Source organism: Arthrobacter sp. P1_D4 (assembly GCF_056406115.1).
The window spans coordinates 47145-59636 of sequence record NZ_JBFUAU010000006.1 but is presented as its reverse complement, the minus strand read 5'-3'; the positions used below and the strand labels follow the sequence as shown (position 1 = coordinate 59636).

13 protein-coding genes are annotated in these 12492 nt (G+C 70.7%); 11 read left to right on the top strand and 2 right to left on the bottom strand.

Annotated elements, in window-relative coordinates:
- Positions 1-16 precede the first annotated feature (16 nt).
- From AC1D0A_RS06855 to AC1D0A_RS06840, 4 genes are all read left to right on the top strand, one after another.
- Entirely contained in the window at positions 17-463 is a 447-nt protein-coding gene (locus tag AC1D0A_RS06855) for a DoxX family protein (RefSeq protein WP_028275275.1), read from the top strand.
- The gene (locus AC1D0A_RS06850; protein WP_476945440.1) at positions 424-1230 is read left to right on the top strand and encodes an AzlC family ABC transporter permease; all 807 of its coding nucleotides are present in this window, start codon (positions 424-426) and stop codon (positions 1228-1230) included. Before AC1D0A_RS06855 ends, AC1D0A_RS06850 begins: the two co-directional genes overlap by 40 nt.
- Positions 1227-1538: an AzlD domain-containing protein gene (locus tag AC1D0A_RS06845; protein ID WP_028275273.1), complete on the top strand. Its 312-nt coding sequence runs from the start codon at positions 1227-1229 to the stop codon at positions 1536-1538. The genes AC1D0A_RS06850 and AC1D0A_RS06845 overlap by 4 nt, the downstream gene beginning before the upstream one ends.
- A gap of 108 nt (positions 1539-1646) precedes the next feature.
- Entirely contained in the window at positions 1647-1901 is a 255-nt protein-coding gene (locus AC1D0A_RS06840) for a hypothetical protein (protein ID WP_476945439.1), read from the top strand.
- A 51-nt stretch (positions 1902-1952) separates the two neighbouring features.
- Here the strand turns inward: AC1D0A_RS06840 and AC1D0A_RS06835 are convergent, their stop codons facing one another.
- A complete protein-coding gene (locus tag AC1D0A_RS06835; protein ID WP_028275272.1) occupies positions 1953-2585 on the bottom strand; it encodes a TetR/AcrR family transcriptional regulator in 633 nt (210 codons plus the stop codon).
- A 177-nt stretch (positions 2586-2762) separates the two neighbouring features.
- Here AC1D0A_RS06835 and AC1D0A_RS06830 point away from each other — a divergent pair, with 177 nt between their 5' ends.
- From AC1D0A_RS06830 to ppsA, 7 genes are all read left to right on the top strand, one after another.
- Positions 2763-3128, top strand: a complete 366-nt coding sequence (locus tag AC1D0A_RS06830; RefSeq protein WP_476945438.1) for a thiamine-binding protein — start codon at positions 2763-2765, stop codon at positions 3126-3128.
- A 92-nt stretch (positions 3129-3220) separates the two neighbouring features.
- Positions 3221-3898 (top strand): O-methyltransferase, encoded by a 678-nt coding sequence (locus AC1D0A_RS06825; RefSeq protein ID WP_476945437.1) that lies wholly within the window; start codon positions 3221-3223, stop codon positions 3896-3898.
- A 230-nt stretch (positions 3899-4128) separates the two neighbouring features.
- Positions 4129-5235: an acyl-CoA dehydrogenase family protein gene (locus AC1D0A_RS06820; RefSeq protein ID WP_243178370.1), complete on the top strand. Its 1107-nt coding sequence runs from the start codon at positions 4129-4131 to the stop codon at positions 5233-5235.
- Complete coding sequence (locus tag AC1D0A_RS06815) at positions 5229-6794, top strand: PIG-L family deacetylase (protein WP_476945436.1); 1566 nt, start codon at positions 5229-5231, stop codon at positions 6792-6794. Before AC1D0A_RS06820 ends, AC1D0A_RS06815 begins: the two co-directional genes overlap by 7 nt.
- Positions 6795-6799: 5 nt before the next feature.
- A complete protein-coding gene (locus tag AC1D0A_RS06810) occupies positions 6800-7585 on the top strand; it encodes a glycosyltransferase family 2 protein (protein ID WP_243181332.1) in 786 nt (261 codons plus the stop codon).
- Between the two features lie 42 nt (positions 7586-7627).
- Positions 7628-7846, top strand: coding sequence for a three-helix bundle dimerization domain-containing protein (locus tag AC1D0A_RS06805; protein WP_028277122.1), 219 nt, complete (start codon positions 7628-7630; stop codon positions 7844-7846).
- A 248-nt stretch (positions 7847-8094) separates the two neighbouring features.
- The gene (gene ppsA / locus AC1D0A_RS06800; RefSeq protein WP_476945435.1) at positions 8095-10524 is read left to right on the top strand and encodes a phosphoenolpyruvate synthase; all 2430 of its coding nucleotides are present in this window, start codon (positions 8095-8097) and stop codon (positions 10522-10524) included.
- On the opposite strand, the gene AC1D0A_RS06795 is transcribed toward ppsA, so the two are convergent.
- Complete coding sequence (locus tag AC1D0A_RS06795) at positions 10525-12471, bottom strand: heavy metal translocating P-type ATPase (RefSeq protein WP_476945434.1); 1947 nt, start codon at positions 12469-12471, stop codon at positions 10525-10527.
- Between the last annotated feature and the right edge of the window lie 21 nt (positions 12472-12492).

The following is a 12492-nucleotide window of genomic DNA, read 5'->3' as shown; positions in this document are numbered from 1 at the left end:
GTGGTTGAGTTGTTGCATGCCATTTCGCCGGCCCGTCCCGGACCTCCAGACGCTATCCGCGGCAGCGATGAGCGCGCTGCTGCTCACCAGTGCCGCCAAGCACTTCCGCGAGCCTGAATTTTTCCACCCGGTGGTACCCGACTTCCTGTGCCGGGACGACTCCGGCGAGCAGCCGAACGGGCCCCTGGCCGTCCTGTCCCGTGAGGAATGGGTGGCAGTGAGCGGGCTGCTGGAAGCCGCCGCCGCCGTCGGGCTCCTGGTCCCGGCCACCCGGAGGGCCGCCGCGGGCTGTGTCACGGCGCTGTTCGCAGCCTTCCTCGCCGGCCACGTGGACGCCCTGCGCAAAGCCTACGGGCCGGAGGGCTCGCCTCGCCGGCGACGCGTGCACACCCTGCGGCTCCCGCTCCAGGCGCCCCTCATCGCATGGGCCTGGACTTTGACACGGCGGAACCGGCGCCCGTGAAAATCCTGCAGTCACCGGCGGTGCGGATCGGTTTGTCGATCAGCATCGCCACCGGGCTCTACGGCGTCTCCTTCGGCGCGCTGTCCGTAACCTCAGGCCTGGATTTCTGGCAGACCATGGCGCTGAGCCTGCTGCTGTTCAGCGGCGGCTCGCAGTTCGCCTTCATCGGTGTGGTGGCCGGCGGCGGGTCCGGCGTCGCGGCGAKGGGCGCCGCGACGCTGCTGGGCATGCGCAACGGCATCTACGGCATGCAGATCAATGCCCTCCTGCAGCCGCGGGGGTGGCGGAAGTTTGCCGCGGCCCAACTGACCATCGATGAGTCCACCGCCACCAGCACCGGGCAGACGGATCCCGACGAGCAGAAACGCGGCTTCTGGACCGCCGGAATCGGCGTCTTTGTCCTCTGGAACCTGTTCACCGCCCTCGGCGCATTGGCCGGCGGGGCACTCGGGGATCCCAAACAGTGGGGACTGGACGGCGCCGCCGTGGCGGCCTTCCTGGGCCTGCTCTGGCCGCGGCTGAAAGGTAGGGAACCTGTGGCCATCGCGGTGGTCTGCGCGCTGGCCACCGTGCTGGCCGTGCCGTTCGTGCCCCCGGGAGTGCCGATCCTCGTCGCCGCCGTGGTCGCGGCGGGGATCGGCTGGTTCAGCCACGGCCGCAGCGACGAGGGCCTGGAGCCGGACGTCGATCCGTACGCGGAGGACCACGTGCACCACCACGACCCTGCCCGCGATTCCCGCGGTGACCGCTCCGGAGACGACGCATGAACCTCTGGATGTGGCTGCTGCTCTCCTGCCTGCTCGCCTACGCCTGGAAGTTGCTCGGCTACTTGGTGCCGGCCAGCCTGCTTCGCAACCCGCGGACGTCCAGGATTGCCGGGACCATGACAATCGGGCTGCTGGCGTCCCTGACGGTGGTCAATGCCGTCGCGTCCGGCCAGTCGCTCGTCCTGGACGCCCGGCTTGGCGCCTTGGCGGCGGCGGCCATCGCCTTGTGGTTGCGCGCGCCGTTCCTGGTGGTGGTGATCGCCGGCGCGGCCGCGGCCGCCGGGCTCCGGCTGCTCGGCTGGGACTGACCCGTTCGTGGGACGCCTGACCGCGCTGGGCCGCGGACCGGCTGTGGGTGCGGCCGGAACGGTCTTTAGTCCCTACTTGGTGCCGGGATCGCATGGGAGCATTCGAACATGACTGAACACGACGGCGAGCTGCCGGCTGCCGACCGGGAGGCTGCCGATGAGCAGGCCCCGGAGCAGCAGACCGCGGAGCAGCAGGCCGCGGAGCCGCGCAAGGATCAGCGCACCAAGGCGCACGAGCCGTATGTTTCCGGCGGGGCTGAGTCCACCCGGGAAATGCGCGAAATGTCCCGCCGCCGTCGGGAAGCCGAAGAGAAGCTTCAGCAACACCTTCTCGAAGCCAGGGAAAAGCCGGCCGAAGACTAGCGCCGGGCACCGGGCTGTCGGGGCACCTGCAGGAACCGGCGCTTATGGGTGCTAGCCGAGAACGGCGTCGAACGCGGTGCCCGTCAGCGGGGCCTGCGGCGGCAACGCCCGGTCCGGCCGCTCCGTCCGGATGGCGTCCTCAACCAGCGCCACGGGCCGGCGCCACGCGTCGGAGCCCGGCTCCATGGTGTCCACGACGCCGATCAGCATGGCCAGCAGGCGGATCATGTCCGTCATGGAAATATCGCTGCGCAGGGTGCCCTGCCCCTGGCCCCGGCCCAGCAGCACGGCGATGGATTCAATCAGGCCGCCCGTGATCCCGGTCAGCAGCCCGCGCCGGCCCGCGACAGCTCCCAGCAGGTTGGCTTCTTCGCTGGCGACATGCATCGTGGCATCGATGACCCGAAAGAGCCCTGCGGCGGCGTCAGGATCGGCCAGGGCCTCATCGATGGCCGGATCCACCTGCAGCCGGAGCTGCTGGTTCAGGGCAGCGAGCACCAGCTCTTCCTTGTCGGCGAAATTCCGGAAAAGGGTGGCGGGACCCACGCCGGCGGTGACGGCAATGGTCTGCAGCGGCACCTCGGGGCCGTGCTCGCGGAAGCACTGGCGGGCCGCGGCGATGATTTTGTCCACGTTGCGCGCGGCATCTGCGCGGAGCGGCCTGCGGTCTACTGCCCGGTTCATTTGCCTAGGGTAGCAACGCGAAGGGTGCGCGAACCTGTTACCGGCGGGTAGTGACTTATGTGACGGTGGCGGAGGTGCCCCCGGCCGCTGCCGGGCTGGAATCGCGTGAAAGACTAGTGCCGGACAGCCCGGAAGTTTTCGCCCCCGGTGTCCTGACTGAGTGAAGGGAACCACCACATGCTGGTCGCATTCTCCGTAGCACCCTCCGGTGACCCAGCCAACGGGCAAGCGCCCGGCGACGCGTCGGTCCACGACGCCGTCGCGGCGGCGGTGCGGATCGTCCGGGAGTCGGGCCTGCCCAACCGGACGAGTTCCATGTTCACCGAGATCGAGGGGGACTGGGACGAGGTCATGGACGTCGTCAAGCGGGCCACGGACGCGGTGGGCGCCTACGGTTCGCGCGTCTCGCTGGTCCTCAAGGCGGACATCCGGCCGGGCTACAGCGGCGAGCTGACCGGCAAGGTGGAACGGCTGGAAGACGCCATCGACGGGCAGGGCGCCGTCGGGGCCGGCCCGCAATTCCCAACCCGGCCGGGAAACTAGGCGTACTGAGCCGGACCGCACGCCGAAACGCGGGCGGGAACGGCGCGCCCGGAGGGGTACCGCCGGGCGCGGGCGGCTGGAACACTGGGGGCATGATCGAGCATCAATCCGCCCCCGGCTGGGTCGCCGTCGAGAACTTCCTCTCCGACGCGGTGGTCCGCCCGGACCGTTCACTCAAGCGCGCCGTCACCAGCGCGCTTGAGGCAGGCATGCCGCCCATCGAAGTGGCCCCTAACGCCGGCAAACTCCTGAAACTGCTGGTCCAGCTCTCCGGTGCCCGCCGCGTCCTGGAGATCGGCACGCTGGCCGGCTTCAGCACCATCTGGATGGCCCAGGGACTGCCCGACGACGGCCGGCTGGTCACCTGCGAATACCTCCCCCTGCACGCCCGTGTCGCGCGCACCAACGTTGACGACGCCGGGCTGGGCCACAAGGTGGACATCCGGGTCGGCGCGGCGCTGGACACCCTGCCCGAGCTGGAAAGCGAGGCCGGGCCGCCCTTCGATTTCGTGTTCATCGATGCCGACAAGGAAAACAACCCGCACTACCTGGACTGGGCCATCCGGCTTGGCCGGCCCGGCACCATCATCGTGGTGGACAACGTCGTGTGGGAGGGTGCGGTGCTGGACGCGTCGATGGACCCGGTCAACGCCCCCGGAATCATCAGCACCCTCCAGATGATGGGCGATGACCCGCGGCTGGACGGCACCGTGATCCAGACCGTGGGTTCGAAAGGCTGGGACGGCTTCGCCCTCGCGATCGTCCGCTAGGTGCAAGAGATCGTCCGCCGGGGCGAACGCGCCGGTGGCAGCCGACCCCGTGAAGCGCCCGGCCACCTTCAAGTGCTAAGTATGCTTAGATTACTTGTCGACGGTGCCAGCGATGGCGGCGCGGCCGCGGACGCGCAGGACTTCAGCCACGTGGCCGGGCCCAGCCCGATCCGCCCAGCCCGATCCGCCCAGCCCGATCCGCCCAGCCCGAAGGAACACAGGCAGCCGAAATGAACGGGATCCCCATCTCGCACCACCCCCTACCTGTCCGGATCAGCTCCGCGGCCGCAGAGCTGGAGACGATCAGCCCCCTGCTGTCCGAGGCGCAGGACGCCGTCGGCGATGTGCCGGCGCTGCTGGAGCTGGCCAAGGCGGCCGCGGCGGCGGCGCCCAAACCAGGGGACGGCCGGACCGCGTTCCTGTGGGAGATTCTGGCCTCCGTGACCGCCGTCGATGTCGCCGCCGGACGGGTGCTGGAACCACACCTGGATGCCGTGGCGATCCTGGCCCAGGCCGGCGACGAGGCGGCACGGCACGGCCGGGACTGCCCGGACCCGGACGATGCCGACTTCGAGGGGACCTGGGGTGTGTTCGCCGCCGAGGCGCCCGGCCTGCGGCTCGAAGCCAAGGAAGCCGCAGACGGCTGGATCCTGCAGGGATCCAAGCCCTGGTGCTCGCTCGCCGCCCAGCTGGACCATGCCGTGCTGACGGCCCATCTGGAGGCCGGCGGCCGGGCCGCCTTCGCCGTCGACCTCCACGCGAACGGGGTGGGCTTCGCGAATCCGGAGTGGACCAGCCGGGGGCTGCGCGAGATTCCCAGCGGCACAGTCCACTTCGAGGCCGTTTCCGCCGTGCCCCTCGGCGGCGCCGGCTGGTATTACCAGCGCCCGGGTTTCGCGTGGGGCGGCATGGGCGTGGCTGCCTGCTGGCTCGGCGGCGCCGTCGCCGTGGCGCGCAGCTTCGCCGACTCCCTGCGGCACTCCGCCGACGGCGGACGGGAACCGGACCAGATTGCACTGGCCCACCTCGGCGAGATTGACCGAACGCTGGCCGCCCTGACCGCCTACCTGGCCGGCACGGCCGCGAGGATCGACGCCGGCGAACTCTCGGACCGCGGTGCGTGGCAGGAAGCCCTGCGCGTGCGCGGCAGCGTGGCCGCCGCCGTCGAACGCGTCCAGGCGCTCGTGAGCCAAAATCTCGGTCCGGCCCCGCTCGCCTTTGACGAGCGCTACGGAAAACGGATGGCCGATCTCGCCCTGTACATCCGCCAGCACCACGCGATGCGCGACGACGCGCAGCTGGGCGCCCTGGCGCTGGCCGAAAGCAACCCATGGTGACCTTCACCCACAACGACGCCGGGACCACCGAGGCCGCCTGGGCCGGCAGCCGTGCCGCCGGGCTGCCGGACCTGCCGCTGGATGACGCGGCGCTCGCCGGCCGGGCCTTCGTCGTCCTGGCCGCGCACCCGGACGACGAATCGCTCGGGGCCGGCGGGCTGCTGGCGCGGCTGCACGCCGTCGGCGCCACGGTCCGCGTGCTGCTGTGCACGGCGGGGGAAGGATCCCACCCCGGCTCGCCAACGACGACGCCGGAACAGCTCGCGGCGGTCCGGCTGCAGGAGTTCGGCGACGCCCTGAAACGCCTTTCCGGAGCCGGGAACGGGGCCGGGGACGTGGCGTGGCAGTGCCTGGGCCTGCCCGACGGTCACCTCGCCGGGCACCGGGAAGAGATCCGGAAGGCTGTCCGGGACGCGGTCCGGGAGGCGGCGGCCGTATGCGGTCGCGCCGCCGACGAGGTGGTCCTCGTGGCGCCCTACCGCTCCGATGGCCACACCGACCACGACGTCCTCGGATCCGTTGCCGCCGGGCTCAGCGCCGCGGCGGGCCACGCCCTCCTCGAATACCCCATCTGGTACTGGCTGTGGGCGGCACCAGGCGCGCCGGACGCCGGCGGCGACCCGGCGGGGGCGGCCGGCCTGACCGGACCCGGCGACCCGGCCGGCGGCGCATGGCGCGGCTGGTTCCGGCTGCCGCTGCGCCCGGCAGAGCTTGAGGCCAAGGCCGCCGCGATGGCGGCACATGTGTCCCAGGTCCGCCCGCTCTCCGGGCTGCCGGGCGACGAGGTGCTCCTGCCACCGGCCTTCCTGGCACACTTTGAGCGGGCCTGGGAGACGTTTGCCTGGCACCCCGCGGTCGCCCCGGCCGACGCCCCGGCCGMCGGCCCGGGCGACGGCCCGGACGATGGCCCGGGCGATGGCGGGTCCCGGCGGCCCTTCGTCGCGGGCGACGCGGAGCGCGTGTTCGATGCGGTCCACGCCCGGGAGGAGGACCCCTGGCAGTACACCTCGAGCTGGTACGAGCAGCGCAAACGCACCCTCACGCTCGCCGCGCTGCCCGGCAGCAGCTACACGTCCGGGTTGGAGATCGGCTGCTCCATCGGGACCCTGAGCGTGGAACTCGCGCCGCGGTGCGGAAGCTTCCTCGCCGTCGATGCCAGCGGCACCGCGCTGGACCGTGCCGCCAGGCGGCTCGTGCACCTGCCCGCGGCGACGACGCGACACCTGACCGTCCCAAACGAGTGGCCGGAAGGATCGTTCGACCTGATCGTGGTTTCAGAGGTGGGCTACTACCTCTCACCGGCAGAGCTCGCCGGACTGTTCGACCGGATTCAAGGCTCGATCATGCCCGGCGGGACCCTCGCGCTGTGCCACTGGCGGCACCCCATTTCCGGCTGGGAACTCGACGGCGACGCGGTCCACGCCGCGGCCCGGCGGCACCTGGGCTGGGCGGGCGGCGGGAGCTACCAGGAGCGCGACTTTGTGCTCGAGGTGTTTCTTGCCCCGGACGCTGTACCGGGTGCCGCGCCGGGCCTGGGCGGCCCGGAACGGATGCGGTGACCCCGATGACGGCGTTGCCATTGCCGCGCGGGCACCGCATCGACCGGGTCGCCGTCGTCATGCCCGCAAACAACGAGGAAGACCACCTGGAACTGGCGTTGGAGGCCGTCCAGCGGTCCGCGGACGCCCTCCGCAGGGTCCGGTCCGACGTCGACACCCGGGTGACGGTGGTACTGGACAGCTGCACGGACGGCTCCGCCGCCGTCATGGCCGGCTTCGCAGCCTCGGACCCGCGTTTCAGCGCACTGGAGGTCAGCTACCGCAGCGCCGGCGCCAGCCGGGCCGCTGGCGTCCGGGCCTCCGGCATCGGCGTGACCCGGCGGCGGCCGCCCGGCCAGCGCTGGACGCCGCCGCCCTGGGCCGGCCGGACCTGGCTGGCCAACACCGACGCGGATTCCCGGGTGCCCGAGAACTGGCTGGTGCGCCAGCTGGAGTTCGCCGAGGCCGGGGCCGACGCCGTGCTGGGTTCCGTGGAACCGGACCCCGCCGGGATGGACCCTGAACTGCTCCGGTGCTGGCACGAACGCCACCCCTTCCGCGAGGACCACCCGCATATCTATGGCGCGAATTTCGGGGTCCGGGCTTCCGCCTATCTTGCCGCCGGAGGGTTCGCCAGGGTCACGTCCGAAGAAGACCGGACCCTGGTGCACAGCCTCCGCAGCCGCGCCTTCACGGTCACCGCAACGGACAGCATCAGGGTCATGACCTCCGGCCGGACCCATGCCCGGGCGCCCCACGGCTTTGCCACCTACCTGCGGAGCCTGGGCCACCTGCTGCCGCCTGCCAGCTGAAGATTCATTGACGCCGGGACCTGGCCGCTCCACACTGAAGAAGTGACGGACGATGCGAAAGAACCCAGCATTGATCAGGTTGTCGAGCGTCTGGCTGCCAGGTTTCCGCACGTGCCGCGGATGCACATCGCCGGGATCGTCGGCGAGGAATTCGATGCCCTGAACGCAGGCCGGATCCGGACCTACATACCCACACTGGTTGAGCGCGGCGCCCGCGTGCGGCTCAAGAGCGAGTTCGGGATCAGCGCCGCCGAAGACTAACGCACGTGACGCCGCCCCCTAGCCCCGAGTTCGCCGGATCCGTGCGACCCCGCACCCTCGAGTTCGCCGGATCCGCGCGACATCGCCGTATAGTTCCGGCGATCCCGCAGGTGTCCGGCGATTTCGACGGCGGCGGCCCGGGGCAGGCGGCACAGTAGCCGGAGGGGGCGCGCGGGTCCAAAGCCCCTGACCCCGGGACACCGGCCCCGCGCAGTATGGGTCCACCGACAATCCACAGGAGTGCTGACATGGCTGAATCGCCCGTGATGTGGTTTGACGAGACCGGCATGGCCGACGTCCCACGGGTCGGCGGGAAGAACGCCTCGCTCGGCGAGCTCATCCGGACCCTCCAAAGCGAGGGGATACGGGTCCCCGACGGGTTCGCCACCACAGCCGCCGCCTACCGCTCGTTCGTCGCGGCCAACGGGATCGACGCCGCCATGCGATCGCGCATTGCCGCCTACCGGGCCGGGGACGCCACACTGCGCGCCACCGGCGAGGCCATCCGGGACCTGTTCCTGGCCAGCGAGTTCCCCGGCGACATCGCCGACGCCATCCGCGCCCACTACCGGACCCTGGGGGACCGGGCCGGCATGGACCGGCTCGCCGTGGCCGTGCGCAGCAGCGCGACGGCGGAGGATCTCCCGGACGCGAGCTTCGCCGGGCAGCAGGAGACCTTCCTGAACATCGCGGGTGAGCGGGAACTGCTGGACGCCTGCCGCCGCTGTTACGCCTCACTCTTCACGGACCGGGCCATCAGCTACCGCGAGGTCAAGGGCTTCGACCACATGGACATCGCCCTCTCGATCGGCGTCCAGCGGATGGTGCGCTCCGACGTCGGCGCCTCCGGGGTGATGTTCTCCATCGATACCGACTCGGGCTTTCCCCGCGCCGCCGTCATCAGCGCGGCCTGGGGCCTTGGCGAAACCGTCGTCCAGGGCACCATCAATCCGGACAAGTACCTGGTCTTCAAGCCGCTCCTGACAGAGTCCGCGGCCGCGGAGGGCATCACCCCGATCATCGAGAAATCCCTCGGCTCCAAGGCCCGGAAAATGGTCTACAGCCGCGGCGGGAGCGCCCGCACCCGGATGGTGGACACCTCGGAGGCCGAGCGCCGGGCCTTCGTGCTGGGCGACGCCGAGATCCTCGCCCTCGCCCGCTGGGCCGTCACGGTCGAAAACCACTACGGCCGGCCCATGGACATGGAATGGGCCCGGGACGGCGAGACCGGGGAACTCTTCATGGTCCAGGCCCGGCCCGAGACGGTCCAGTCACGCCGGACCGGGCCGCAGTTCACCATCCACCACCTGCTGGAACGGGGGCCCGTGCTCGCCACCGGATCGGCCATCGGCGACTCGATTGCGCACGGCACGGCCTGCGTCATCCGGACCGCGGCGGACATCGCGGGGTTCCGCGACGGCGCCATCCTCGTGACCGAAATGACCGACCCGGACTGGGTGCCCATCATGAAACGGGCAGCCGGCATCGTCACGGACCACGGCGGCCCCACGAGCCACGCGGCGATCGTCAGCCGCGAGCTGGGTGTCCCCGCCGTCGTCGGAAGCGGCAACGCCACGGCCGTCCTGGCCGAGGGCCGGCCCGTGACGATCTCCTGCGCCGAAGGTGATCTGGGCCGGGTCTACGACGGCACCCTGGCGTTCGAAACCGAAGAGGTGGACCTCGGCGCGCTGCCTGCGACGCGCACGGCCGTCATGGTCAACATCGCCAGCCCAGCCGCGGCCTTCCAGTGGTGGCGGCTGCCGGCGGACGGCGTCGGGCTTGCCCGGATGGAATTCATCATCAGCAGCCTGATCCGCGTCCATCCCATGGCGCTTGTCCACCCGGAACGGGTCACGGATCCGGCCGAGGCGCACCAGATCCGGGAGCTGGCGCAGGCCTATGCGGACCCGGCCGAGTACTTCGTGGACGCCCTGTCGCTGGGGATCGCCAAGATCGCCGCGCCGTATTATCCGCGCCCCGTGATTGTCCGGCTCAGCGACTTCAAGACCAACGAATACGCCCACCTGCTCGGCGGTGGCGCCTTCGAGGAACCGGAAGAGAATCCCATGCTCGGGTTCCGCGGCGCCTCGCGCTACTACGACCCCCGTTACCGCGAGGGGTTCGCGCTCGAATGCGCCGCGCTCAAACGTGTCCGCGAGAAGCTCGGGTTCACCAACGTGATTGTCATGGTGCCGTTTTGCCGCACGCCGCAGGAGGCGGACAAGGTCCTGGCCGTGATGGCCGAGCATGGTTTGGTCCGCGGCAGCAACGGGCTGCAGGTCTACATGATGTGCGAAATCCCGTCCAACGTGGTCCTGGCCGAGAAGTTCGCCACGCGGTTCGACGGGTTCTCGATCGGCTCCAACGACCTCACCCAGCTGGTCCTGGGCGTGGACCGTGACTCCGGCCAGCTCGCGGCGCTCTTCGATGAGCGGGACGAGGCCGTGATGGCGATGATCAGCGAGGCCATCCGCAAGGCCCACGCCGCCGGCATCAAGATCGGCATTTGCGGGCAGGGACCGAGCAACCACCCGGAGTTCGCCGCGTTCCTGGTGCGCGAAGGGATCGACTCGATCTCCCTGAACCCGGACAGCTACCTCAAGACCGTGCCGCGGATCGCGGAAGCGGAGACTGAGTCAGCCGTCGCGGCGGCAGAGACAGAGTCAGCCAGACAATAGTCATCCCGGTAGCGGGGCCTGCCGCTCGCTTTCCCGGGACCGCACCGGGCTGGCTGCGCCGCGGCGGCCGGGGCCGAGTGAACGCAGGGCATTGAGGATCGTGGCGAGGTCCACCAGTTCCTGGGACAGGGCGCCGGCGATGGCCGGCACGTAGCCCGCGGCGGCGGCCAGCATGAGGGCCACGCTCAGGCCGATGCCGATCCAGATGCTCTGCAGGGCCACCTGCACGGTGCGTTGCCCGATCCGGACGGCGGTCCCCACCTTGGAGAGGTCATCGAGGATGATCACGACGTCGGCCGACTCGCCGGCCGCCGTCGAACCGCGGGCGCCCATGGCGATTCCGACGTCGGCGACCGCCAGGACGGGGGCATCGTTGACGCCGTCGCCGACCATCATGACCGGACGGTCCGGCAGCGACCTGACGGCCTCGACCTTGTCCCGCGGCAGGCACTCGGCGCGGACGTCGGTGAGCCCTGCCTCGTCCGCGATGTGCCGGGCCGTGGCGAGCGCGTCACCGGTCAGCATGACCGTTCGGCGTACGCCCAGGGCCTTGAGGTCGGCGAGGGTGCGGCGGGTCTCTTTGCGGATGGGATCGCTCATCACCAGGGCGCCCACGAATTTTCCGCCGGCACCGACGTAGATGGCGAGCTCGCCGCTGGCCAGCCCAGCCTCCACCACGCCGGACGCCCACTCTGCGACGAACGCTGGCTTGCCCACCACCACGTCCTGGCCATCGAACCTGGCGCGGACCCCGTGGGTGGCGAATTCGGTGGCTTCGGTGGCGGCCGCGAAGGGCAGGGCCCGGTTCCGGGCGGCCTCCACCACTGAGGCGGCCAGGACATGCGAGGAATACTGTTCCGCGGACGCCGCCAACTGCAGGACCTCGTCCTCTGCGAGGGGCCCGGCGGTCCGGATACGCAGCAGGGACGGGCGGCCGTACGTGAGGGTCCCTGTCTTGTCGAAGGCGGCCGTCTTGATCCGGCTCAGCTGTTCCAGCACCCCGGCGTACTTGACGATGACGCCGGAGTGCGCGGCGCGGCTCATGCCGCCGAGGAACGCCACCGGCGCGGCGATCAGCAGGGGGCACGGCGTGGCCACCACGAGGACCTCCGCGAAACGTTCCGGGCTGCCACTGATGATCCAGCCCACGGCGCCGAGCACGTACGCGAGGGCCGTGAACGGCACGGCATAGCGGTCAGCGAGCCGGACCATGGGCGCCTTGCTGTCCGCCGCCTCCTGCACGAGGGCGACGATCCGGCTGTACTGCGAATCCTCCATGCGCGCCGTGACCCGCATCCGGACCGCGGCCTCACCGTTCAGCGAACCGCTCATGAGGCCGTCCCCGGCGTACCGCTCCACCGGCAGGCTCTCCCCGGTGAGTGAGGACTCATCGAAAGAGCCGGACTCGGAGAGCAGGACGCCGTCCAGCGGGACCACCTCGCCGGGCCTGACCAGCAGGATGTCCCCGATCTCGACGTCGGCGGCCGCCACGTCCTCGTGTTGGCTCTCCGTTGGGGTTCCGGCGGCGGGGGGTCCGGCTGTGTGGGTTCCGGCTGTGTGGGTTCCGGCGGCGGAGCCGTTGCGCTCCCGGTGGGCCGTCTGCGGGACGCGTTCGAGCAACGCGGTGAGTTCGCCCTTGGCCCGGCCGGCGGCGTAGTCCTCAAGGGCAGTGCCGCCCGCGAGCATGAGTACGACGATCATCGAGGCGACGTACTCGCCCACCAGCACGGTGCTGACGATTGCGGTGACGGCCAGGATGTCGATGCCGAACTGCCCGCCTGCGAGCCGGCGCGCCATCCCGACGGCAAGGTAGGCCGCCACGGCCAGGGCATAGACGCTCGCAGCGGCCCGGGCTATGCCTTCCTGCCCGGAGAACAGCAAGACCAGCACCGCCAGCAGGACGACGAGGGTCCCGGCCACGAGCGGATACCGGAGTACGAATTTCACGGATGTTCCGCCTTAGCTTCG

Bases quoted from the DNA above. Each gene is read 5' to 3' on its own strand.
- AC1D0A_RS06855 (WP_028275275.1), top strand. From the start codon at position 17: ATGCCATTTCGCCGGCCCGTCCCGGACCTCCAGACGCTATCCGCGGCA.
- AC1D0A_RS06845 (WP_028275273.1), top strand. From the start codon at position 1,227: ATGAACCTCTGGATGTGGCTGCTGCTCTCCTGCCTGCTCGCCTACGCC.
- AC1D0A_RS06840 (WP_476945439.1), top strand. From the start codon at position 1,647: ATGACTGAACACGACGGCGAGCTGCCGGCTGCCGACCGGGAGGCTGCC.
- AC1D0A_RS06835 (WP_028275272.1), bottom strand. From the start codon at position 2,585: ATGAACCGGGCAGTAGACCGCAGGCCGCTCCGCGCAGATGCCGCGCGC.
- AC1D0A_RS06830 (WP_476945438.1), top strand. From the start codon at position 2,763: ATGCTGGTCGCATTCTCCGTAGCACCCTCCGGTGACCCAGCCAACGGG.
- AC1D0A_RS06825 (WP_476945437.1), top strand. From the start codon at position 3,221: ATGATCGAGCATCAATCCGCCCCCGGCTGGGTCGCCGTCGAGAACTTC.
- AC1D0A_RS06820 (WP_243178370.1), top strand. From the start codon at position 4,129: ATGAACGGGATCCCCATCTCGCACCACCCCCTACCTGTCCGGATCAGC.
- AC1D0A_RS06810 (WP_243181332.1), top strand. From the start codon at position 6,800: ATGACGGCGTTGCCATTGCCGCGCGGGCACCGCATCGACCGGGTCGCC.
- ppsA (WP_476945435.1), top strand. From the start codon at position 8,095: ATGGCTGAATCGCCCGTGATGTGGTTTGACGAGACCGGCATGGCCGAC.